The organism is Nisaea sp. (assembly GCF_040217065.1).
In the GTDB taxonomy this organism is placed as follows: Bacteria; Pseudomonadota; Alphaproteobacteria; order Thalassobaculales; family Thalassobaculaceae; genus Nisaea.
On sequence record NZ_JAVJNX010000005.1, the window covers coordinates 603,221 to 625,048 of the forward strand.

Consider the following 21,828-nt stretch of genomic DNA (forward strand, 5'->3'; position numbering starts at 1 on the left):
CAGTGATGTTTGATGCGCTTGTACAGAGGGTCTTGTTTCTGGTCGGCGGCGTCGCCATCACTTTCTGCGCCGGATACGGGCTCTATACGCTTTGGGAGGAACACACCCTGACGGGGCGGTGTTTTTCGGCGGAACGCAGGCTGGAACAACACCGGTTCGGCATGGATCTGCAGAATTTGCTCAATCTCGCGGACCAGCAGGCCAACAGAAAACGGTCGGTGGAGCTTTGTTTCGTCGAGCGCGGCAGCTGCTTTGAGGGCTTTGCTCCCGATTTGCAGGATTTCTGCAATTCACAAATCACGTTCGGGGGGTAGGCAGTCGGGGCAGCCCGTCCTAGGCTGCCTTTCCTGTCTCTGACACTCCACCACCGCCGGACCCGATATTCATGAGCAAGAAACGTATCGCGATCTGCGGATTCAACCTTGAATCCAATCGCTTCGCCTCCCCCTGTTCCCGTCCCGACTTCGAAGAGAATATGTGGTTCAAGGGCGCCGATATCGACCGCCAGGCGCGCGCGGAGCATCCCTCGATCCATCTCGGGATCTGCGGTTTTTATGACATCATGGACGAGACATTCGGCGGCCCCGCCGGGTGGGAGCCGGTACCGGCCCTGGTGATCGGTTCCTGCCCTGCAGGGCCGGTCGAGGAAGAGTTCTTCAACGAGTTCCTGGCGGAGCTGAAAGCGGATCTGGAAGCCGGCGGCACGGTTGATGGCGTCTATATCTGCGAGCATGGCGGTGCCTGCGCAACCCACACCCACGACCCGGACGGGGAGGTCTTCAAGCTGGTGCGCGCGGTTGTCGGCCCGGATGTGCCGGTGATCGCGACACTCGACCTGCATGCCAATGTCTCAGAGGAGATGATGGAGGCGACCGATCTGATGATCGGTTACATCACCAATCCGCATGTCGATCTGTATGAGCGCGGCTGCGAGGCGGCCAAGGCGATGCTGGAAATGTTCGGCGGGGTCGAGACCGTGTCCTACCGCATCCGTCTGCCGCTTGTGGCGCCGTCCGTCACCCAGCTGACGGCGGAAGGACATCCGTATGGCGACCTGATCCGGCTCGGCCAGACCAAGCTCGATGCCAGCGTTATGAACGTGACCTGCCTGTCCGGTTTCGCCTTCTGCGATACACCGAAGAACGGCATGACGGTGATCGTCACGACCCGGGGCGACGCCGAAGACGCCAAGCGTGTGGCCACCGATTTGGCGGAAGCCGCCTGGAACGATCATCACCGCTACGTTCCGACGATGACCTCCCTGGCAGACGCCGCTGCCCTGGCCAAGACCGTCAGCGCCGATACCTCCCGCGCGCCGATGCTGTTTGCGGATCCGGCGGACAATCCCGGCGGCGGCGGGCGCGGCAACACGACCTATATCCTGAAGGCCTTCCTCGATGCCGGTGTGACCGGCTGCACCTTCGCGGTGTTCTTCGACCCGGCCGCGGTCCGGAAGGCGAAAGCCGCCGGTGTGGGTGCGACGATCGACGTCACGCTGAACAGCGAGGAGGACAACAGTTTCTCCGACATGCTCGACGTGACGGCGGAGGTGCTGCATCTCGCCGACGGGATCTTCGTCGGGAAATACGGCATGGTCGCGGGCAAGACGACAGATCTCGGGGATACGGCGGTGCTGCAAGTCGGCGGCATCAAGATTGTCTGCATCACCAAGCGGACCCAGTGTCTGTCCCCGGATTACCTGACCGCGTTCGGTATCGACGCATCTGCAGAGCGCTGCATCGTGGTGAAGTCGCGCGGGCATTTCCGGGCCGGCTACGCCCACATGTTCCCGCCGGAGCGGATCGTGGAAGTGGATGTGCCTGGGCTGACCTCGCCGAACCTTGCCAATTTTGACTGGAAATACATGCAGCGCCCCTTCTTTCCCGTCGATGGTGACGCAGCGACCTGGGATCGGAGCATGGCATGAGCCAGGAAACCTGGAACGCAGTCGACGCCTATTTCACCGCCGAACTGGTCCCGGAACAGGCCGGGTTTCAGAAGGCGCTGGATGCAAGCGACGCGTCGAACCTGCCGGCCATCAGCGTCTCGGCCAATCAGGGTAAGTTCCTGCATCTGGTGACCCGGATGACCGGTGCCAGGAAGGTGCTCGAAATCGGCACGCTCGGAGGATACAGCACGCTCTGGTTCGCCAGCGCGCTTCCGTCGGGTGGCAGAGTGGTGACACTTGAATTCGAGCCGTTGCATGCCGAGGTGGCGCGTGCCAACTTTCGGGACGCCGGGTACCAGGATAGGATCGAGGTGCGTGTCGGCGCGGCGCTTGACAGTCTGCCGGGTGTCGAAGCGGATGGCGTTGGCCCGTTCGATCTCGCCTTCATCGACGCGGACAAGCAGAACAATCCCGGTTATTTCGAATGGGCCATGAAGCTCGTCCGGCCCGGCGGCGTGATCCTGGTCGACAATGTGGTCCGCGGCGGCCAGGTGCTGGAAGCCGCAACCGCGGACCGGGATGTTCAGGGCGTGCGCAAGGTCATCGCGATGATCAGCGCCGATCCCCGGGTGGATGCGACGGCTCTGCAGATCGTCGGCTCGAAAGGCTATGACGGGCTGGCCATCTGCCTCGTCAAACCGTGATCCGGATGGGCTTGCGGTCCGTGCTTACATTGGCCAGCATGGCCTCTGAATTTTGAGAGGGAGACGCTGCGATGGAACGGGATTTTACCGCGCGCGGCCATCACGACATGGGCGGCCTGCCGGCGGGCGATATCGACCGGGCAGAGCATGACTACGCGCTCTGGGAAAAGCGGGTCGATGCCCTGATGATGATCTGCACGAACCGGCTGAAGCTGATGACGGTGGATCAGTTGCGCAAGGGCATCGAGGCCCTGCCGCCAAGCGCCTATGACGACATGACCTATTATGAGCGCTGGATTTCCTCGGTTACCAACACCCTGCTGGAGCGGGGCGTGTTCACCGCGGATGAGCTCGGCGCCAAGATGGAAGAGGTGCGGGCCCGCTATCCGGATGGCGTGATGCCGGAAGGCAGTGCCGGGGGAGGGTGCTGATGACACGTTTCGCCGTCGGGGACCGGGTACGGGTCCACAAGCAGTTCCCGCCGACCCCGCCGAGCCACATCCGCACGCCGTATTATGTGCGTGGGCATGCGGGTATTGTGGAGCGGATCTGCGGCGCCTTCAGAAATCCGGAGGAGCTGGCGTTCGGTCGCGAAGGCACGCCGACAATCCCGCTTTACCGGGTGCGCTTCCGCCAGAAGGACATCTGGTCGGATTACGAGGGCCATGAGGACGACAAAATCGACATCGAGATCTTCGAGTTCTGGCTCGACCGGGCCGAGGGATCTGAAGGAGAGGCAGCATGAGCACCGGGCATGACGATCACGGTCATCATCACCATCATGACCACGACCATATGCATCCCTACGATCCGGAGCATCACCATCCGCACCGGGCGGACCAGGATGACAGCATGACCTATTACCGCCTGATGGAAGAGGCGGTGCGCGAGCTGATGATCGACAAAGGCCTGGTGACGGCGGACGACATACGCGCCGAGGTCGAGGCGATGGATGCCCGCAGTCCGGCGAACGGTGCCCTTGTGGTCGCGCGGGCCTGGACCGATCCCGATTTCAAGAAGCGGCTGATCGAAAGCCCGAAGGAGGCGATCGCCGAGGTCGGGCACGATATCGGCCCGATGAAGCTGATCGTGCTGGAGAACACGCCGGAGGTGCACAATGTCGTCGTCTGCACGCTCTGCTCCTGCTACCCGCGCTGGATCCTTGGCATTCCGCCGGACTGGTACAAGAGCCGCTCCTACCGCTCCCGCGTCGTCCGCGAGCCGCGTGCGGTGTTGCGAGAATTCGGCACGGAGATCGCCGATAATCGGGAAGTGCGGGTGCACGACAGCACGGCGGACATGCGCTACATGGTCCTGCCGATGCGGCCCGAGGGTACGGACGGCATGAGCGAGGAAGCGCTTGCCGCCCTGGTGCACCGGGATTCGATGATCGGCGTGACAGAGGTCACGGTCTGAGAATTGCTGCTGTTCCCCCTTGCAATTAGCCGTCGTAGACATTAGAAACCGCGCATTCATCACGCACACGGGTGTGCGCGGTGTCGGGGAGACATCCCGGCACAGCGCTCCGGTGTCCGGGCAGGTGCCCGGGCAAAACCCGTGGAGGCATAACCGGAGAAAGACGGAAAGATGAGCGTTCCCACGTTTACAATGCGCCAGCTGCTTGAAGCCGGTGTCCATTTCGGCCACCACACGCGCCGCTGGAACCCGAAGATGGAAGAGTACATCTTTGGCGTCCGCAACAATGTTCACATTCTCGACCTGCAGCAGACGGTTCCGCTTCTGTATCGCGCCCTGTCCGCGATCCGCGACGTCACCGCGTCCGGCGGCCGCGTGCTCATGGTCGGCACCAAGCGCCAGGCGTCCGACGTGATTGCAGAGACCGCGTCCAAGACCGGTCAGTACTACGTCAATCACCGCTGGCTCGGCGGCATGCTGACCAACTGGAAGACCATCTCCAACTCGATCCGCCGCTTGAAAGAGTTGGAAGAGCGTTTCGAGCAGGGCATGCAGGGTCTGACCAAGAAAGAGCAGCTCAACCTGTCCCGCGAGCGCGAGAAGCTTGATCGCTCCCTCGGCGGCATCAAGGAAATGGGTGGCCTTCCGGACATCATGTTCGTGATCGACACCAACAAGGAGCAGCTTGCCATTCAGGAAGCCAACACTCTGGGTATTCCGGTCGTGGCCGTCCTGGACAGCAACAGCGATCCGAAGGGCATCAGCTACCCGATTCCCGGTAACGACGACGCGATGCGCGCCGTTGCGCTTTATTGCGAGCTGGTCGGCAATACGGTTCTCGCCGGTCTGCAGGAAGAAATGATGGCTTCCGGCGCCGATGTCGGCGAGTCGGAAGAAGCTCCGGTCGAGCCTGCGGTGGAAGCCGCCGTGGAAGCTCCGGCTGCTGAAGCTGCTCCCGAGCCGGCTGCCGATGCTGCTGCGACGGAAACCGCGAGCGCCTGAAGCGCCGGGGCGAGCAAGTCCTGATTGTGACAGCGGCGGCACGCACAGGCGGAGCCGCCGCCGTTACGAGATGGGGTCGAAAAGTTACGATTGTCTGACAGACCTGTTGCGCCATGTAGGCGCGCGGGTCGCACGAGCAACGAAAAGAGGAAGACGATGGCTGTCACCGCTGCGATGGTTAAGGAACTGCGCGAGAAGTCCGGCGCAGGCATGATGGATTGCAAGAAGGCGCTTGGCGAAACCGACGGCAATATCGAAGCCGCGATCGACTGGCTGCGGACCAAGGGTCTTGCCGCCGCCGCCAAGAAGTCCGGCCGGGTGGCCGCCGAAGGCCTGGTCGCGGTCGCGACCGACGGGACCAAGGGCGCGCTCATCGAGGTCAATGCGGAAACCGACTTCGTCGCCCGCAATGCCGACTTCCAGGGCTTCGTGTCCACGCTTGCCGATATCGCTCTCACCAAGGGAGACGATGTCGACGCGCTGAAGAGCATCGCCTATCCGGATACCGGCCGCACCGTCGAGGAGCAGCTCACCCACAATATCGCCACCATCGGCGAGAACATGAACATCCGCCGCGCCGCGACCATCTCCGTCGCGAATGGCGTGGTTGTGCCTTATGTCCACAATGCGGTCGTGCCGGGCCTCGGCAAGATCGGTGTGCTGATTGCACTGGAATCGACCGGCGATGCGGCGAAGCTGGCCGAACTCGGCAAGCAGATCGCCATGCATGTTGCCGCGACATCCCCGCAGAGCGTCTCTGTCGATGATCTCGATCCGGAACTGGTCGAGCGCGAGCGGGCTGTTCTGGTGGACCAGGCGAAGGCCTCAGGCAAGACCGAAGAGATTGCCCAGAAGATGGTCGAGGGCCGGATTCGCAAGTATTATCAGGAAGTCGTGCTGCTTGAGCAGACCTTCGTGATCGACAACGAGACGAAGGTCGCCAAGGTGATCGAGAACGTTGCGAAAGAACTCGGCACCGACGTCAAACTGGTCGGCTTCCGCCATTTCGTGCTTGGCGAAGGCATCGAAAAAGCAGAAGAAGACTTTGCTGCCGAAGTGGCCGCCACACTGGGCAGCTGATCGGAAAACGGAACCTTAAACCAGACGGGGAGAGCACGTGATGGCAATCGAACAAGTTCAGGAGCCTCATCCTCCCCGGTACAAGCGGGTTCTGTTGAAGATTTCGGGTGAGGCCCTGATGGGCGAACGGGCCTACGGCCTCGACCCCGATATGGTCTCCCAGGTCGCGAACGAGATCAAATCCGTTTGGGACCTGGGCGGCGAAGTCTGCGTCGTCATTGGCGGCGGGAACATCTTCCGGGGTGTTTCGGCAGCGGCCAAGGGGATGGAGCGGGCCACAGCCGACTATATGGGCATGCTGGCGACGGTGATGAACGCCCTCGCCATGCAGAGTGCCCTTGAAGGTATAGGCGTTCCCAGCCGGGTGCTGTCCGCTCTGCCGATCTCCGCCGTGGCGGAGCCTTACATCCGCCGCCGTGCCGTGCGGCACATGGAAAAGCGCCGCGTGGTGATCTTTGCCGCAGGTACCGGCAATCCGTTTTTCACGACCGATACCGCCGCCGCGTTGCGGGCCTCCGAAATGGGCTGCGATGCGATGCTGAAGGCGACCAAGGTCGACGGTGTCTATGACGCCGATCCCGCACTGGACAAGAACGCGGTGCGGTATGATCAGCTGACCTACATGGATGTGCTGTCGAAGGACCTCAGGGTCATGGACGCTTCCGCGATCTCGCTTGCCCGCGAGAATGACATTCCCATTCTTGTCTTCTCGATAGAGAATGTGGGAGCTTTTGCAGATGTCATCCGCGGACGCGGTACCTTCACAATCATAAGCGAGAAGGCTGAATAGAAATGTCTGAAGGACCCGATCTCGACGATCTGAAGCGCCGGATGGAAGGCGCGCTTTCCGCCCTGGAAAAGGAATTTCAGGGCCTCCGGACCGGCCGGGCCTCGGTCAATCTGCTCGAGCCGATCATGGTCGACGCCTACGGCGCCAAGATGCCGATCAACCAGGTCGCGACAGTCGGCGTGCCGGAGCCGCGTATGCTCACCGTCCAGGTTTGGGACAAGACCATGGCGAAGGCGGTCGAGAAGGCGATCCGGGAATCCGATCTCGGTCTGAATCCGCAGGTCGACGGTCAGCTGATGCGTATTCCCTTGCCGGACCTTTCCGAAGAACGGCGCGGCGAGCTTGCCAAGGTTGCCGCCAAATATTCCGAGTCGGCCAGGATTGCGGTGCGCAATGTCCGCCGTGACGGCATGGACAGCCTTAAAAAGGCCGAAAAAGACGGAGACCTTTCCCAGGACGAGCGCCACCTCTACGAAGAAGAGGTGCAGGATATGACGAACAAGTTCGTCTCCCGCATCGACGAGGCGCTGAGTGCCAAGGAAAAGGAGATAATGCAGGTCTGATCGATGGCTGAATCTGACGCACAACAACAACCGAAGCATCCGCGTCATGTCGCCATCATCATGGATGGCAACGGCCGTTGGGCGAACGCACGCGGGTTGCCGCGAACCGTCGGACACCAGCGAGGCGCGGAAGCGGTACGCCGTACCGTCGAGGCGTCGATGGACCTCGGTGTGGGCTACCTGACGCTGTTCGGCTTCTCTTCGGAGAACTGGAAACGCCCGAAGGTGGAAGTCCTCGACCTGATGGGATTGCTGCGGCGGTATCTGAAGAGCGAGATCGCGGAGCTGCATGAAAAAGGTGTCCGGTTCCGCGTGATCGGCGACCGTGCCCGGCTGGACCGCGATATCGTCAGCCTGATCGAGCAGGCCGAGCGCCTGACCGCGGAAAACGACCGGCTCGTCCTCACCATCGCCCTCAGTTATGGCGGCCGGGACGAAATTGCCGGAACCGCGCGCCGGCTGGCGGAAATGGTCTCTGACGGGACGTTGAAGCCGGACCAGATCAACGAGCAGGTTTTCGGGGAGGCCCTGGAAACCGCGGATATTCCGGATCCGGATCTGTTGATCAGGACCAGCGGCGAGAAACGGATCTCCAATTTCATGCTCTGGCAGTGCGCCTATTCGGAATATGTTTTCCTGCCGACCCTGTGGCCGGATTTCGGCAAGGCGGAACTGGCGCAGGCGATCGATGAATTCTGTCAGCGGGACCGGCGTTTCGGCGCCGCCGTCGGCTGATCCCGGGCATGCCGGGCACAGACAATGACCCGGCGCCCGATGCTGCCGGCTCCCCGGGGGGAATGACGCCCCCTCCGTCAGGGCGTTCGCGTGAACTCCTTCTGAGGATTGTCTCTTCTCTGGTGATCCTGCCGCCCGTGATCCTGATGTTCTGGCTTGGCGATTTTTACTTTCTGGCGTTGGTCGCGGCGCTCGCCGCGGCAATGGCCTGGGAATGGTGCAGCCTGGTCGCACCGGACGGCGGATTGACCGTGAGTCGGCTGACCGCTCTGATCGCGGCCCTGCTCGTCGGCGCGGCGGCCTTCGCCTTTTGGCAGCCGGTGGCGCTGCTGGCACTCGGCGGGTTGCCGCTGCTCTATGTTCTTGTCGTCCGGACCGTGTCAGGCGCCTGGCGGCTGAGACTGCTTCCGGGATTGCTGGTCGCTTTCTGTCCGGCGATCGCCATCTACTGGGTCCGGCAGATGCCCGAAGCGGGTCTGGAAACAGCCCTGTGGCTGGCATTCTCCGTCGTGATTACGGATGTTGCCGCCTATGCGGCCGGGCGGACAATCGGCGGCCCGAAAATCTGGCGCCGGATCAGCCCGAACAAGACCTGGGCGGGACTGGTCGGGGGGATGGCCGGAAGTGCGGGGTTTGGCGCCGGGATTGCCGTCTATCTGGAACAGGCGCCGGTCATTGTCGCCCTTGCGGGGGCGGCAATTGCCGTGGTGGCGCAGGCTGGCGATTTCGCGGAATCCGCCTTGAAGCGCTATCTTGATGTAAAGGATTCCGGGCACCTGATTCCCGGCCATGGTGGCATACTCGACCGGGTCGATGGGCAGATCACCGTCTTGCCGCTCGCAGCGGCGCTGATGCTCTTTTCCGGCAAGAGCATCCTGCTCTGGTCGTGGTTCTGAGGCGGCATTCCGGATATGGCTGAAAAGATGCAGGAGCAGCGACGCAAATCGGTTTCCATCCTGGGCGCCACCGGGTCTGTCGGCGGCAGCACGGCGGATCTTCTGCTGGCGAATCCGGAGCTGTATTCCGTTTCTGCCCTGACCGGTGGCCGCAACCTCGCCCGCCTGGTGGAACTCGCGCATGTTCTGAAGCCGGGCTTTGTCGCGATTGCCGATCAGGACAGGTACGCGGAACTCAAGAACGCACTTTCCGGGACCGGTATCGAGGTTGCCGCGGGTGACGCAGCGGTCTGCGAGGCGGCCGCCCGCCCGTCCGATTGGGTGATGGCGGCGATTGTCGGGTGCGCGGGGCTGCTGCCGACCCTGACGGCGGTCCGGCGCGGGGCGACGGTGGCCCTGGCGAACAAGGAATGCCTGGTCTCCGCCGGCGACATCATGATGCGGGAGGTGCAAGCTTCCGGCGCCACGTTGCTGCCGGTCGATTCCGAACATAACGCGATCTTCCAGGTGTTCGAGCAGCATCGCCGCAAGTCGATCGACAAGATCGTGTTGACGGCTTCCGGCGGGCCGTTTCTCGGTGCAACTCTGGCGGAGATGGAACAGAAGACGCCCGAGGAGGCTGTGGCGCATCCGCAGTGGAATATGGGTGCCAAGATTTCTGTCGATTCCGCGACCATGATGAACAAGGGCCTGGAGGTCATCGAGGCCGCCCATCTGTTCGATCTGGATGTCGACCGTATCGATGTGCTGGTGCACCCGCAGTCGATCATCCACAGCCTTGTGGCCTATACGGACGGCTCGGTGCTGGCCCAGCTCGGCATGCCGGATATGAGAACGCCGATTTCCTACGCCCTGGCCTGGCCGGAACGGATGGAAACCTCCGTCCAGAGACTTGATCTCGCGGAGATTGCCAACCTGACCTTCTCGGCGCCGGATATGGATTGTTTCCCGGCTCTGGCCCTCGCGCGCGGTGCGCTGCGTTCGGGCGGCGCGCATCCGGCCGTGCTGAACGCCACCAACGAGATTGCCGTGGAAGCGTTTCTGCGGAAGAAATTGCCTTTTACCGGAATAGCCGAGCTTGTCAGCGATGCGCTGCAGACCGTGAGTGCGCGGGCGCCGCAGACAATCGACGATGTGATATCGCTTGATCTGGAAGCACGTGCGGATGCGCGTGCGCTGCTGTCGCGCGGTCGCGCGGTGGCCTAAGTGTCCAACTGAAGCAGAGAGCGCCATTGAGATTGACGTGGTGCATCTCTAAATAGAACCAATCGCAACAATTCTTTCTGAGGATCGTCTTCGCTATGGAATTTCTGACCGGTTTCGCGGGAAGCGTGATCCCATTCTTGCTGATCCTCACGGTTTTGGTCTTCGTCCACGAGCTGGGACATTACTGGGTCGCCCGCCGGGCCGGCGTGCGGGTCGAGGTTTTCTCGATCGGTTTCGGGCCGGAGCTGTTCGGCTGGAACGACAAGAACGACACCCGCTGGAAGGTCTCCGCCATACCGCTGGGCGGATACGTGAAGATGTATGGCGACGCCGATCCCGCAAGCGCCACATCCGAGGGGCTGGAAGAGATGACGGCCGACCAGAAGGCGGTCTCCTTCCATTACAAGAGCGTTGGGCAGCGAACGGCCATTGTTGCTGCCGGACCGGCGGCGAACTTCATTTTCGCGATCGTCGTGCTTGCCGGCCTGTTCATGGTGGTGGGGCAGCGCTATGCGCCGGCGACGATCGACGAGGTCATGCCGGACAGCGCGGCGGCCGCGGCTGGACTTGAGGCCGGAGATCGTGTGCTGGAAATCGCCGGCACCGAGGTCACCCGCTTTGGAGACCTGCAGCTCGTCGTGCGTGACAATCCCGGTACCGCCTTGCCGATGATCGTGCGCCGTGGCGATGCGGAGATTGCACTCACCATCACACCGAAGGAGATCGTTGCCGAGGACCGGTTCGGCAATACGCTCCGGTTCGGCCAGCTCGGGGTGCGGAGCAACAATGTTGCCATGATCAAGCACGGCCCGCTGGACGCACTCTGGAGCGCCACCGTCGAGACCTACAACATGACGGCGCAGACACTCAGTGCGGTCGGTCAGATGATTACCGGGTCCCGGGGTACAGAGGAACTCGGTGGACCGATCAAGATTGCGCAGATGTCCGGCGAAGTGGCGAAGCAGGGCTGGGATACGACCTTCTGGTTCATGGCCATCCTCTCCGTCAATCTCGGCCTGATCAATCTGTTTCCGATTCCGGTACTGGATGGCGGACATCTCGTCTTCTATGCGGCGGAAGCAATTCGCGGCCGGCCGCTGAACGAGCGGTTCAGGGAATATGCCTCCGTTGCGGGCCTGTCACTGGTGATTGCGCTCATGGTATTCGTCACCTGGAACGACATTGTCAGCATTTCATTCATGCAGAAAATCGGCGAGATTTTCGGCTGACCCGGGCGCGCTGCGCGTGATGCTGGAAAGGTTTTCGAATTATCAACGGAATCACTGGTTTAAAGCGTGTTTCAACCGGTCTATAGTCCGCAGCCTGACTGACCTTCACAGGGTTCGATAAGTGATTGCGGAGTTTGATGTGTCGGCACGACTGACGCTTGCCCGTTTGTTTGTTGCCGCGGCCGCCCTGGCTGTCGGTTATTTCGGGGTTCCACACCTGCCCGGCGGCATTGCGCCCGCGGCGGCGCAGACCATGCAGGTCGACGAGATCGAGGTGGTCGGAACCCAGCGCGTGGACCCGGAAACAGTCCGCTCCTACATGAGCGTGAAGGTCGGCGATTCCGTCGATGCTGCCGGGCTCGACCGGTCCCTGAAGGCGCTCTTCGGAACCGGGCTTTTCGCTGATGTCAGCCTGCGCCCGGCGGGCGGGCGGATCACGGTTACGGTTGTTGAAAATCCGGTGATCAACCGGATTGCGTTTGAAGGCAACAAGCGGATCAAGGACGAGGAACTGGAGCGCGAGGTCGAGTTGCAGCCGCGCCGGGTCTTCACCCGGACCCGTGTGCAGCAGGACGTGCAGCGCATTCTTGATGTCTACCGGCTGAGCGGCCGGTTTGCTGCCACGGTCGAACCGAAAGTGATCCAGCTTGAGCAGAACCGTGTTGATCTTGTCTTCGAGATCGACGAGGGGCCGCTGACCCGGATCCGCTCGATCTCCTTCATCGGCAACAAGGTTTTCAGCGATTCCAAGCTTAGGGACATCATCCAGACCAAGGAATATGCCTTCTGGCGGATCCTGACGACCACGGACACCTATGACCCCGATCGTCTGAGCTATGATCGGGAATTGCTCCGCCGACATTACCTGAGCGAAGGCTATGCCGATTTCAAAGTCGTCAATGCCATTGCCGAGCTGACGCCCGACCAGAAGGATTTTGTCGTCACCTTCACGCTGGAGGAGGGCGATCAATACGCCTTTGGGGAAATCGATTTTGACATTCGCCTGAAGAATATCGAGCAGGAAACGCTGCGCCCGCTTGTCGAGTTCACGTCCGGCGAGACCTACAACGCCGACCTCATTGATGAGGCTGTCGACAAGATCGTCGATTATCTCGGCACACTTGGTTTCGCCTTTGTCGATATTCGCCCGCAACCACACCAGGATCGTGAAGGCAAGACAGTCGGCATTACCTTCTTTGTCGGCGAGGGCCCGAAGGTGTTCGTTGAGCGGATCGATATCGAAGGCAATGTCCGGACCCTCGACCGGGTGATCCGGCGGGAATTTCAGCTCGTCGAAGGCGATGCCTTCAACACGACGAAAATGCGCCGCTCCAGCCGTCGGGTGCGCAATCTGGGGTTCTTCAAGTCTGTCGATGTCAAGAATCAGGAAGGCTCGCAACCGGACCGTACCGTCATCACGGCGACGGTTGAAGAACAGTCGACCGGTGAAATCTCCTTTGGTGTTGGCTTCTCCACGGTGGACAGCGTGATCGGCGATATCGGCGTCCGCGAGCGCAACCTGCTCGGCCGCGGGCAGGACCTTCGTCTGAAGTTCTCGGGCTCGGTTAACCGTCAGCAATTCGATCTCGGGTTCACAGAACCCTATTTCATGGATCAGGACGTTTCCGCCGGCATCGACCTGTTCAGAATTATCCGGGATGAGACGGACGACAGTTCCTTCAAGGAGGAAAGCAGCGGTGTCCGCCTGCGGGCTGGGTATGATCTGGCCGAAGACCTGCGTCACTCCGTGAACTATCTGTTCAAGACCACCGAAATCCGTGATGTCGAGGATGACGCCTCCCGGTTTGTTAAGGACCAGGAAGGATCCCAATCGGTCTCCCAAATCGGCCACACGCTTTCCCTTGATACACGGGACAGCCGATCCGATCCGACCGAAGGGTATTTCGTCAGTGTATCCAACGACCTGGCCGGTCTTGGTGGCACAGTGAAACATTTCCGGACCACAGTCCGCGGATCCTACTACCATCCCTTGGTCGACGATTATGTCCTTGGGCTGATCGGTGAAGGCGGACACATTGTCGGACTGGATGACGACGTCGGGATCGCGGAACGGTTTTTTGTCGGCGGCAATAACTTCCGTGGTTTTGCCAGGAATGGTATCGGTCCACGCGATTCCACCAGTGACGATGCGCTGGGAGGCAATAAGTACTATGTCGGCACGGCGGAAGTCGGATTCCCTCTCGGCCTGCCCGGTGACCTCGGCATAAAGGGGTTTGTCTTCACCGATGTCGGCTCGCTCTTCGGAATCGATGAGAGCGGCTCAGAAATTGTCGACAGTACGAGTCTGCGTGCGTCTGTGGGGACCGGATTGGCCTGGTCCACAGCGTTCGGATTGATCCGCATTGACGTGGCACAAGCAATATTGAAGGACGATGCTGATGATACTGAAATCTTTAGGTTCAGTTTCGGAACGCGCTTCTAAGGCATTCGCGGGTTTTGTTTTTTCCGTTTTCCTGACTGTTACGGTCGTCCCGGCGCATGCGCTCGACAAGATCGATCCGGTCAGCGTCGCGGTTGTCGACGTGCAGCTGATCATGCGCCAGTCGGATGCGGCGAAAGACATTCGTGAGCAGGTCGAGTCGCGGCGGAAGGTCTATGAGAAGGAGTTTCAGCAGCGTGAGGCTGAAATGCGCGATGCCGAGAAGGCTCTGGCGCAACAACAGGCGATCCTCGCCAATGAGGTCTTCCAGGCCCGCGTTCGGGAGCATCAGCAGAATATCTCGGCCCTGCAACGGGATGGTCAGTCGATGAAGCGTCAGTTGGACCAGGCTTACGGCCGCGCCAATGGCGAGGTCCGCAAGACCATGATCGAAATCGTTGCCGAGGTTGCCGGAGAGGTCGGCGTCGGGCTGGTGCTTTTCAAGAACCAGATATTCCTCGGTGACCGCAAGATCGATGTCACAGACGAGATCATGAAGCGGCTTAACCAGAGGCTGCCGAAGGTCGAGGTCACCTTCACCGCAACGCAGAACTAGAATCGGTTGATCCCGCACGATGCCGGACAAAAGATTTTTCAGGAAGTCAGGAACATACTCGATTGCCGACCTTGCAGCGCGGGTCGGCGGGGAACTGCTTCATTGCCGTGATCCCGAACGGATCATCGAGGATATCGCCGCAGTTGAAGAGGCGACTGCCGGTGACATCTGCTTCGTTGAGAACCGCCGCTATGTCGGCGCATTGGCGTCTTCGGCCGCTTCCGTCTGCATTCTGCCGCGCAACATTGCCGACCGGGCGCCGGATTCACTCGCCCTGATCGTCAGTGACCGGCCGCGGCGCGCGTTCGCCAAGATTGCCAATCTGTTCTATCCCGAAGAGCGCGCACCCACAGGGGTTGCCGCGAGTGCGGCGGTCGATGCCGTGGCCCATCTGGGAGAGGGCGTTTCGATCGGTCCGGGGGCGGTGATCTCTGCGGGTGCGAAGCTCGGGGACGGTGTCACGGTCGGGGCGAACTCTTTTGTCGGCGAGAATGTCGAGGTGGGCGCGGGCAGCGTCGTCGGTGAAAATGCCTCGCTCTCGCACTGCCTGATCGGTGAACGCGTGGTGATCTATCCCGGCGCCAGAATCGGTACCTGCGGTTTCGGGTTCGAGGCGGATGAAGCCGGGGTGATCAAGATGCCGCAGCTCGGCCGGGCCATTATCGAGGACGATGTCGAGATTGGTGCAAACAGCTGTGTCGACCGCGGCAGCGGACCGGATACGGTGATCGGTCGCGGGACCATGATTGATAATCTGGTTCAGATCGGCCACAACGTTCAGGTTGGCAAAGGATGCATAATCTGTGGCCAGGCCGGTATTGCCGGAAGCGCGAAGATCGGCAATTACGTGGTGATCGCCGGGCAGGTCGGCGTCGCAGGCCATATTGAACTCGGCGATGGCGTGCAGGTCGCGGCACAGTCAGGCGTCACGAGCACGACCGCGCCGGGCGAGAAGATCGGTGGCGCGCCGGCCGTGCCGATGCGGGATTTCCGTCGCCAGGTGGCAGCTATCAAGTCCTTGGGGCGACGCAACAAAGATCTGGAGAAATAATGGGCGCCGCAGATACCGAAATCCAAACGGCCGTCGAAACAGATATCGACGTCAACCGGGTGATGGAACTCATTCCGCACCGGTATCCGTTTCTTATGGTGGACCGGATCGAAGAGATCGAACTCGGCGTCAAAGCCGTCGGGGTCAAGAATGTCTCGATCAACGAGAATTTCTTTCAGGGCCACTTCCCGACGCGTCCGGTGTTCCCGGGGGTTCTGATCATCGAATCGATGGCGCAAACAGCCGGTTGTCTGGTGGTGGCCACCCTGGGCAAGGAAGCGGAAGGCAAGCTGGTTTATTTCATGACCATCGATGATGCCCGTTTTCGCAAACCGGTGGTCCCGGGAGACCAGATCAAGATTCATGTGGAGAAAACCAGGAATCGCGGGCCGGTCTGGAAATTTACTGGCGCGGCGAAAGTCGATGACGTGCTGGTCGCCGAGGCGACCTTCTCCGCGATGATCGTGGACAGCTAGAGGATGACATCGCAAGAGCGCAGCATTCACCCGACCGCGATTGTCGATAAAGCAGCAGAGCTTGGCGCCGGAGTCGAGATCGGTCCGTATTGCGTCATCGGCCCGCATGTCGTTCTCGGGGACGGGTGTCGTCTGCATGCCCATGTGGTTCTGGACGGCCGGACCCGCATCGGCGCGGAGACCGAGATCTTTCCGTTCTCTTCCATCGGGCAAATTCCCCAGGACCTGAAATATGGCGGGGAGCCGTCCGAGTTGGTGATCGGTGCACGGAACGTGATCCGCGAGCATGTCACCATGAATATCGGCACCGAGGGCGGCGGCATGCTGACCAAGGTGGGAGACGACTGCCTGTTCATGGCCGCATCTCACGTGGCGCATGATTGCGTCGTCGGCAACAATGTCATCCTGGCAAACAATGCGACCCTGGCGGGGCATGTGACCGTCGGCGAGTTTGCCATTCTTGGCGGACTGAGCGCCGCACGGCAATTCGTGCGTATCGGCAAGCACGCCATGGTCGGCGGGCTTACAGGGGTCGAGAATGACGTGATTCCGTTCGGTCTGGTCATGGGCGACCGGGCGCGTTTGTCCGGATTGAACCTGATCGGGTTGAAACGCCGGGGATACAGCCAAGAGCAGATCGCCGAACTGCGCAAGGCCTACCGGTTGCTCTTCGCCGATGAAGGTACGTTCCAGGAACGTGTGGAATCGGTCGCGTATGAGTTCAGCGACCACGAGGCCGTGGCGGATATTATCGGTTTCATTCGCGCCACCAGCAGCCGTGGTGCCATCTGCCAGCCTGGCAGGACCTGAGGCCCGACATGCCGAAGCTCGGAATTCTCGCCGGCGGCGGGGTGCTGCCCCGCCGTATTGCCGAGCGCCGGTTGAGCGATGGAGACGGCGTCTTTGTCATCGCCTTCGAGGGCCAGACCGATCTGGCTACCGTTGAGGGGCTTGATCATGCGTGGGTGCGGCTTGGCGCCACCAGCGCCACACTGAAACATCTGAAAGACGCCTCGGTCGATGAAGTGGTCATGGCAGGGCCGATGCGCAGACCGGCCTTCTCGGACATGTCTCTCGATCTGCGGTCAGCCAAGATGCTGGCCAAAGCCGGCCGCAAGGCATTTGGGGATGACGGCCTGCTTTCCGTCATCATCGAGGAACTTGAAGGCGATGGATTTAGCGTGGTCGGGATCGACGATGTGCTGGGCGGATATCTGATGCCCTCGGGGGCGATCACCGAACGTGCGCCCGACGAGGCGGCGGAGTTCGATATCGCGCGCGGAAAGGCCGTTCTGGAAGCGCTGAGCCCGGCCGATGTCGGGCAGGCTGTCGTTGTGCAGGAAGGCCTGGTCCTGGCCGTGGAAGCCGTCGAGGGAACCGATGCAATGATTGCCCGTACCGCGGGACTGAAGCGTGAGAGTGCAGAGGGACCGGTGCTGGTCAAGATGCGCAAACGCGGCCAGGAGCGCCGCGCGGATCTGCCGACAATCGGGCCGGATACCGTTCAGCAGGCCGCTGCCGCCGGCTTCAGGGGCATTGCCGTAGAGGCTGGTGCGACGCTTCTTGTCGATCGCGATGTCGCCGTCAAAGCCGCCAATGCGGCCGGGCTTTTCCTCGTCGGTATCGAGGGCCTCCAGGGAATGCCGTCGTGACCAAGCCCGCGGCACGGACGCCGCTGATCTATATCATCGCCGGTGAAGCATCGGGAGATATCCTGGCGGCGGGGTTGATGCAGTCGCTGAAAAAAATGACAGGCGGGCAGATACGCTTTGCCGGCGTCGGCGGCGACCGGATGGCCGCCGAAGGCCTGACCAGCCTGTTTCCGATATCGGAAATGGCGGTAATGGGGATCTTCGAGGTTCTCCCGCACGTCCCGAAGCTGCTGCGGCGCATCGGCCAGACCGTCGACAATATCCTGAAGTTACAGCCGGATGCCTTGGTGACAGTCGATTCCAAGGCTTTCACCCTGCGTGTTCAGAAACGTCTCTTCAAGCGCCGCGCGGCCGGCCAGAACATTCCATTTCCTTTGGTTCATATGGTGGCGCCGACCGTCTGGGCCTGGCGGCCGGGCCGGGCCAAAGCCATTTCCAAGTTCCTCGACGAACTGCTCGTCCTGTTTCCGTTCGAACCGTCCTATTTCGAGGAGCACGGACTGAAGACGACCTTCGTCGGACATCCGGCCTCGGAGCAACCGACGGGAGACGGTGCGCGGCTGCGCGCACGAAGCCGAATTCCTCCGAAAGCACCGGTTCTGGGTGTTTTGCCTGGGAGTCGCCCTGGTGAAGTGCGCCGATTGCTGCCCGATTTCAGCGAGACGGTGCGGCGGCTCGCGCCGCGCTATCCGAATTTGCGCGTTCTGATCCCCACTGTTCCAGGCGTCGCCGATATGGTTCGCGACGGGGTCAAGTCCTGGCCCGTGCAGCCGGTCATTCTTGAAAATGCGGCAGACAAATATGATGCATTCGCAGCCATGAATGCGGCGCTTGCCGCTTCCGGTACGGTGACGCTGGAACTGGCGCTTACGGGCGTGCCGACTGTCGTCGCCTACAAGGTCAATCCGCTGTCCGCCCCGATCGGCCGCAGGCTCGTGAACCAGGATGCGGTCGTGCTCGCGAACTGGATCCTCGGCAAGGTCGTGCAGCCGCTTTTCCTGCAAGAAAACTGTACGCCCGAAGCCCTGACCGTCGCGGTCGGACGACTGTTTGACGATACCAAGGCCCGTTCGGGCAGCATCGCGGCGGGGCAGGCGCTGCGCGAGGTTCTCGGAACCGGAGACATCGCACCGTCCGATCGCGCGGCCCTGGCCGTTGCGGAAGCGGCAGGTATCGCGGTTTCCTGATTTCAGAAGCGGACATGAAAACGGCGGCGCTTTCGCGCCGCCGTTTCAATTTCCGTAACCGGGTTTTCTAACGCTTGTTCAGGTCGACGAACGGACGCTCGGTCGGGCCGGTGTAGAGCTGGCGCGGACGGCCGATCTTTGCCTGCGGATCCTCGATGCTTTCCTTCCACTGCGCGACCCAGCCCGTGGTCCGGGCAACGGCGAACAGCACGGTGAACATGGAAGTCGGGAAGCCCATCGCTTTCAGCACGATGCCAGAATAGAAGTCGACATTCGGGAACAGCTTGCGGCTGACGAAATACTCGTCCTCAAGCGCGATCTTCTCGAGCTCCATCGCCAGTTCCAGAAGCGGATCGTCAACGCCGAGGATCTCGAGCACCTCGTGGCAGCTCTCCTGCATGACCTTCGCGCGCGGGTCGTAGTTCTTGTAGACCCGATGACCGAAGCCCATCAGACGGAACGGATCGTCCTTGTCCTTCGCCTTCTTGATGTACTCGTTGATGTTGTCCTTGTGGCCGATCTCATTGAGCATGGTCAGCACGGCTTCGTTCGCGCCACCATGTGCCGGGCCCCAGAGCGAGGCGATACCGGCCGCGATGCAGGCGAACGGATTGGCGCCGGAAGAACCGGCAAGGCGGACGGTCGATGTGGACGCGTTCTGCTCGTGATCGGCATGCAGAATGAACAGGCGGTCCATTGCCTTGGCCAGCACCGGATTCATCTCGTATTCCTCGGCCGGGACCGAGAACATCATGTGCAGGAAGTTTTCGGCGTAGCCGAGGTTGTTTTTCGGATAATTGAACGGCTGGCCGATGGAGTATTTGTACGCCATGGCAGCCAGGGTCGGCATCTTCGCGATCAGACGGAAGGACGCAACCATACGGGCGTGCTCGTCATTGATGTCCGTCGAATCGTGATAGAAAGCGGACAGGGCGCCGACGACACCGCAAAGGATGGCCATCGGGTGCGCATCCCGGCGGAAGCCGCGATAGAAGTTGCTGAGCTGCTCATGCACCATCGTGTGATAGGTCACGTCATGATCGAACTTGGCCTTTTGCTCCTTGTTCGGCAGATCGCCGTTCAGCAGCAGATGGGCAACCTCGAGAAAGGAGCAGTTGGCAGCCAGATCTTCGATCCGATAGCCGCGATGCAGCAGAATGCCCTTGTCACCGTCGATATAGGTCAGGCCGGACTCACAAGAGCCGGTCGAGGTAAAGCCGGGGTCGTAGGTGAAATGATCGGTCTGGGCGTAGAATTTCCGAACGTCGACGACGTTCGGGCCGACCGAGGCCTGCAGGACTGGAAGGTCGTAGCTCTTGCCGGTCTGGTTGTCGGTGAGTGTAAAGCTGCCGGTGTTTGATTTAGTCATCCTGAGCTTCCCTTAGTGCTTGTTGGGCTGCTGCCCCGCATTCCCCTGGGGCAAAACTGGGGGCAACGTGCCGTGTAATCGCGGCGGATATTAGTCTTTATTGTGCAGTGCCGCAAACCGCCTTGAGACGGGCCAGGGTTTCCGCGCGTTCCAGAACGGCGGCGACCTCGAAAATACCCGGCGAAATGGTTGATCCCGTGAGTGCGGCACGCAGCGGCTGGGCCAGTTTCCCGAGTTTCAGATCGGCGGATTCGGCGACGGCGCGGACGGCCTGCTCGACGGATTCCTCGTTCCAATCCGGTATCGCTTCAAGCTGTGCGATAAGGGCGGTGAGGTGGCCAAGAGCCTCTTCAGTAAGAAGACTTTGAGCCTTTTCGGTGAAATTCAAGGGTACGGAAGCTGTATAGAAGGCCGCATTCTCTGCCAGCTCGACCATGGTCTTGGCCCGCTGCTTGAGGCCGTCCATGCCTTTGAGAATCCGAGCGCGGCCGACTTCGCTGACATTTCCGAGAGCGGCGACGACGAGGTCGGTCAGCCGTGAGTCATCGGCTTCGCGGATATAATGGCCATTCAGATTTTCCAGTTTCGCAAGATCGAAACGGGACGGAGACCGGCCGACGGCATCCAGTGTGAACCAATCGATGGCCTGTTCGGTCGAAATGATTTCGTCGTCACCATGGCCCCAGCCGAGGCGGAGCAGGTAGTTGTTCAGCGCTTCCGGCAGAAAGCCCATCTCCCGATAGGCATCGACACCAAGCGCGCCATGCCGCTTTGACAACTTGCCGCCGTCGGCGCCGTGGATCAGGGGGATATGGCCGAATTCCGGAACATCCCATTCCATTGCCCGGTACAGCGCGGCCTGGCGGAAGGCGTTGTTCAGATGATCGTCACCGCGCAGCACATGGGTGATGCCCATATCGTGATCGTCGACAACCACCGACAGCATGTAGGTCGGCGTGCCGTCGCCGCGCAGCAGCACGAAATCGTCGAGCTGCTGGTTTTGCACCGTGACTTCGCCCTGAACGTGGTCGACCAGAGTGGTCTCGCCGTCGAGCGGCGCCTTCAGGCGAACGACGGGATCGATCCCCTGCGGCGCTTCTGAGGGATCCCGGTCCCGCCACATGCCGTTGTAGCGCATGGGCTGGCTGGCGGCGCGGGCCTCGTCGCGCATGGCCTGCAGCTCTTCCTGCGTGCAATAGCAGTAATAGGCCCGGCCCTTCTTCACCAGCTCCAGGGCGACCTCGGCATGCCGCTCCAGTCTGGCCGACTGATAGACCGGTTCCTCGTCACCAAGCAGGCCCAACCAGTCCAGGCCGTCGAAAATGGCCTGAACCGCTTCGGGCGTGGAGCGTGCCTTGTCGGTGTCCTCGATCCGGACGAGATATTTTCCGCCCGTGTGCCGCGCATAGAGCCAGTTATAGAGCGCGGTCCTGGCACCACCGATATGCAGGAATCCAGTTGGAGACGGGGCAAAGCGCGTGACAACGGACATGGAGCTGTTTTCTCGTGATTTGTTGGATATATCGTGCGGAAGCGGGCATCCCTGCCTGCAAGCGCCGGGCTGTTTAACACATTGGCCGGGTCAGCG

23 protein-coding genes are annotated in these 21,828 nt (G+C 61.2%); 21 read left to right on the top strand and 2 right to left on the bottom strand.

Annotation, left to right across the window (positions count from 1 at the left end):
- The first annotated feature begins 5 nt into the window (after positions 1-5).
- The 21 genes from RH950_RS07515 to lpxB all read left to right on the top strand — a co-directional run bounded on the left by RH950_RS07515 (position 6) and on the right by lpxB (position 18,871).
- The gene (locus RH950_RS07515; protein WP_350055277.1) at positions 6-314 is read left to right on the top strand and encodes a hypothetical protein; all 309 of its coding nucleotides are present in this window, start codon (positions 6-8) and stop codon (positions 312-314) included.
- Positions 315-385: 71 nt separating this feature from the next.
- Entirely contained in the window at positions 386-1,927 is a 1,542-nt protein-coding gene (locus RH950_RS07520; RefSeq protein WP_350055279.1) for a M81 family metallopeptidase, read from the top strand.
- Positions 1,924-2,592 carry an O-methyltransferase gene (locus tag RH950_RS07525; RefSeq protein WP_350055281.1) on the top strand — a complete coding sequence of 223 codons (669 nt, stop codon included), beginning with the start codon at positions 1,924-1,926 and terminating at the stop codon, positions 2,590-2,592. Before RH950_RS07520 ends, RH950_RS07525 begins: the two co-directional genes overlap by 4 nt.
- A 71-nt stretch (positions 2,593-2,663) precedes the next feature.
- Positions 2,664-3,023 carry a nitrile hydratase gene (locus RH950_RS07530; protein ID WP_350055283.1) on the top strand — a complete coding sequence of 120 codons (360 nt, stop codon included), beginning with the start codon at positions 2,664-2,666 and terminating at the stop codon, positions 3,021-3,023.
- Complete coding sequence (locus tag RH950_RS07535; protein WP_350055285.1) at positions 3,023-3,337, top strand: SH3-like domain-containing protein; 315 nt, start codon at positions 3,023-3,025, stop codon at positions 3,335-3,337. Before RH950_RS07530 ends, RH950_RS07535 begins: the two co-directional genes overlap by 1 nt.
- Positions 3,334-4,008 carry a nitrile hydratase subunit alpha gene (gene nthA / locus RH950_RS07540; protein WP_350055287.1) on the top strand — a complete coding sequence of 225 codons (675 nt, stop codon included), beginning with the start codon at positions 3,334-3,336 and terminating at the stop codon, positions 4,006-4,008. Before RH950_RS07535 ends, nthA begins: the two co-directional genes overlap by 4 nt.
- Before the next feature lie 171 nt (positions 4,009-4,179).
- Positions 4,180-5,010: a 30S ribosomal protein S2 gene (rpsB, locus tag RH950_RS07545; RefSeq protein ID WP_350055289.1), complete on the top strand. Its 831-nt coding sequence runs from the start codon at positions 4,180-4,182 to the stop codon at positions 5,008-5,010.
- Between the two features lie 156 nt (positions 5,011-5,166).
- Complete coding sequence (gene tsf / locus RH950_RS07550; RefSeq protein ID WP_350055291.1) at positions 5,167-6,090, top strand: translation elongation factor Ts; 924 nt, start codon at positions 5,167-5,169, stop codon at positions 6,088-6,090.
- Between the two features lie 40 nt (positions 6,091-6,130).
- Complete coding sequence (gene pyrH, locus RH950_RS07555; protein WP_350055292.1) at positions 6,131-6,880, top strand: UMP kinase; 750 nt, start codon at positions 6,131-6,133, stop codon at positions 6,878-6,880.
- Positions 6,881-6,882: 2 nt separating this feature from the next.
- Positions 6,883-7,443, top strand: coding sequence for a ribosome recycling factor (frr, locus tag RH950_RS07560; protein WP_350055294.1), 561 nt, complete (start codon positions 6,883-6,885; stop codon positions 7,441-7,443).
- A gap of 3 nt (positions 7,444-7,446) precedes the next feature.
- On the top strand, positions 7,447-8,178 hold the full coding sequence (locus tag RH950_RS07565; RefSeq protein WP_350055296.1) for an isoprenyl transferase: 732 nt from the start codon (positions 7,447-7,449) through the stop codon (positions 8,176-8,178).
- 62 nt (positions 8,179-8,240) lie between these two features.
- Entirely contained in the window at positions 8,241-9,074 is an 834-nt protein-coding gene (locus RH950_RS07570; protein WP_350055557.1) for a phosphatidate cytidylyltransferase, read from the top strand.
- Positions 9,075-9,089: 15 nt separating this feature from the next.
- Positions 9,090-10,280, top strand: coding sequence for a 1-deoxy-D-xylulose-5-phosphate reductoisomerase (locus RH950_RS07575; protein WP_350055298.1), 1,191 nt, complete (start codon positions 9,090-9,092; stop codon positions 10,278-10,280).
- Positions 10,281-10,375: 95 nt separating this feature from the next.
- Positions 10,376-11,509, top strand: coding sequence for an RIP metalloprotease RseP (gene rseP, locus RH950_RS07580; RefSeq protein WP_350055300.1), 1,134 nt, complete (start codon positions 10,376-10,378; stop codon positions 11,507-11,509).
- A gap of 139 nt (positions 11,510-11,648) precedes the next feature.
- Positions 11,649-13,952 carry an outer membrane protein assembly factor BamA gene (bamA, locus tag RH950_RS07585; protein WP_350055302.1) on the top strand — a complete coding sequence of 768 codons (2,304 nt, stop codon included), beginning with the start codon at positions 11,649-11,651 and terminating at the stop codon, positions 13,950-13,952.
- On the top strand, positions 13,909-14,505 hold the full coding sequence (locus RH950_RS07590) for an OmpH/Skp family outer membrane protein (RefSeq protein ID WP_350055304.1): 597 nt from the start codon (positions 13,909-13,911) through the stop codon (positions 14,503-14,505). The genes bamA and RH950_RS07590 overlap by 44 nt, the downstream gene beginning before the upstream one ends.
- A gap of 19 nt (positions 14,506-14,524) precedes the next feature.
- Positions 14,525-15,556 carry a UDP-3-O-(3-hydroxymyristoyl)glucosamine N-acyltransferase gene (gene lpxD, locus RH950_RS07595; RefSeq protein WP_350055305.1) on the top strand — a complete coding sequence of 344 codons (1,032 nt, stop codon included), beginning with the start codon at positions 14,525-14,527 and terminating at the stop codon, positions 15,554-15,556.
- Positions 15,556-16,032: a 3-hydroxyacyl-ACP dehydratase FabZ gene (gene fabZ, locus RH950_RS07600; RefSeq protein WP_350055306.1), complete on the top strand. Its 477-nt coding sequence runs from the start codon at positions 15,556-15,558 to the stop codon at positions 16,030-16,032. The genes lpxD and fabZ overlap by 1 nt, the downstream gene beginning before the upstream one ends.
- A 3-nt stretch (positions 16,033-16,035) precedes the next feature.
- Positions 16,036-16,842, top strand: a complete 807-nt coding sequence (lpxA, locus tag RH950_RS07605) for an acyl-ACP--UDP-N-acetylglucosamine O-acyltransferase (protein ID WP_350055307.1) — start codon at positions 16,036-16,038, stop codon at positions 16,840-16,842.
- 8 nt (positions 16,843-16,850) lie between these two features.
- Positions 16,851-17,684 carry an LpxI family protein gene (locus RH950_RS07610; protein WP_350055309.1) on the top strand — a complete coding sequence of 278 codons (834 nt, stop codon included), beginning with the start codon at positions 16,851-16,853 and terminating at the stop codon, positions 17,682-17,684.
- Positions 17,681-18,871, top strand: coding sequence for a lipid-A-disaccharide synthase (gene lpxB / locus RH950_RS07615; RefSeq protein ID WP_350055311.1), 1,191 nt, complete (start codon positions 17,681-17,683; stop codon positions 18,869-18,871). Before RH950_RS07610 ends, lpxB begins: the two co-directional genes overlap by 4 nt.
- Positions 18,872-18,938: 67 nt before the next feature.
- On the opposite strand, the gene RH950_RS07620 is transcribed toward lpxB, so the two are convergent.
- Positions 18,939-20,240: a citrate synthase gene (locus RH950_RS07620; RefSeq protein ID WP_350055313.1), complete on the bottom strand. Its 1,302-nt coding sequence runs from the start codon at positions 20,238-20,240 to the stop codon at positions 18,939-18,941.
- A 97-nt stretch (positions 20,241-20,337) separates the two neighbouring features.
- Positions 20,338-21,732: a glutamate--tRNA ligase gene (gene gltX / locus RH950_RS07625; RefSeq protein ID WP_350055315.1), complete on the bottom strand. Its 1,395-nt coding sequence runs from the start codon at positions 21,730-21,732 to the stop codon at positions 20,338-20,340.
- Between the last annotated feature and the right edge of the window lie 96 nt (positions 21,733-21,828).

Coding starts and splice junctions, on each gene's coding strand:
- rseP (WP_350055300.1), top strand. CDS start 10,376: ATGGAATTTCTGACCGGTTTCGCGGGAAGCGTGATCCCATTCTTGCTG.
- RH950_RS07515 (WP_350055277.1), top strand. CDS start 6: ATGTTTGATGCGCTTGTACAGAGGGTCTTGTTTCTGGTCGGCGGCGTC.
- gltX (WP_350055315.1), bottom strand. CDS start 21,732: ATGTCCGTTGTCACGCGCTTTGCCCCGTCTCCAACTGGATTCCTGCAT.
- RH950_RS07610 (WP_350055309.1), top strand. CDS start 16,851: ATGCCGAAGCTCGGAATTCTCGCCGGCGGCGGGGTGCTGCCCCGCCGT.
- RH950_RS07565 (WP_350055296.1), top strand. CDS start 7,447: ATGGCTGAATCTGACGCACAACAACAACCGAAGCATCCGCGTCATGTC.
- lpxA (WP_350055307.1), top strand. CDS start 16,036: ATGACATCGCAAGAGCGCAGCATTCACCCGACCGCGATTGTCGATAAA.
- pyrH (WP_350055292.1), top strand. CDS start 6,131: ATGGCAATCGAACAAGTTCAGGAGCCTCATCCTCCCCGGTACAAGCGG.
- rpsB (WP_350055289.1), top strand. CDS start 4,180: ATGAGCGTTCCCACGTTTACAATGCGCCAGCTGCTTGAAGCCGGTGTC.
- RH950_RS07570 (WP_350055557.1), top strand. CDS start 8,241: ATGACGCCCCCTCCGTCAGGGCGTTCGCGTGAACTCCTTCTGAGGATT.
- RH950_RS07520 (WP_350055279.1), top strand. CDS start 386: ATGAGCAAGAAACGTATCGCGATCTGCGGATTCAACCTTGAATCCAAT.
- RH950_RS07590 (WP_350055304.1), top strand. CDS start 13,909: ATGATACTGAAATCTTTAGGTTCAGTTTCGGAACGCGCTTCTAAGGCA.
- RH950_RS07530 (WP_350055283.1), top strand. CDS start 2,664: ATGGAACGGGATTTTACCGCGCGCGGCCATCACGACATGGGCGGCCTG.
- RH950_RS07620 (WP_350055313.1), bottom strand. CDS start 20,240: ATGACTAAATCAAACACCGGCAGCTTTACACTCACCGACAACCAGACC.
- RH950_RS07535 (WP_350055285.1), top strand. CDS start 3,023: ATGACACGTTTCGCCGTCGGGGACCGGGTACGGGTCCACAAGCAGTTC.
- RH950_RS07525 (WP_350055281.1), top strand. CDS start 1,924: ATGAGCCAGGAAACCTGGAACGCAGTCGACGCCTATTTCACCGCCGAA.
- nthA (WP_350055287.1), top strand. CDS start 3,334: ATGAGCACCGGGCATGACGATCACGGTCATCATCACCATCATGACCAC.
- lpxD (WP_350055305.1), top strand. CDS start 14,525: ATGCCGGACAAAAGATTTTTCAGGAAGTCAGGAACATACTCGATTGCC.
- frr (WP_350055294.1), top strand. CDS start 6,883: ATGTCTGAAGGACCCGATCTCGACGATCTGAAGCGCCGGATGGAAGGC.
- fabZ (WP_350055306.1), top strand. CDS start 15,556: ATGGGCGCCGCAGATACCGAAATCCAAACGGCCGTCGAAACAGATATC.
- RH950_RS07575 (WP_350055298.1), top strand. CDS start 9,090: ATGGCTGAAAAGATGCAGGAGCAGCGACGCAAATCGGTTTCCATCCTG.
- tsf (WP_350055291.1), top strand. CDS start 5,167: ATGGCTGTCACCGCTGCGATGGTTAAGGAACTGCGCGAGAAGTCCGGC.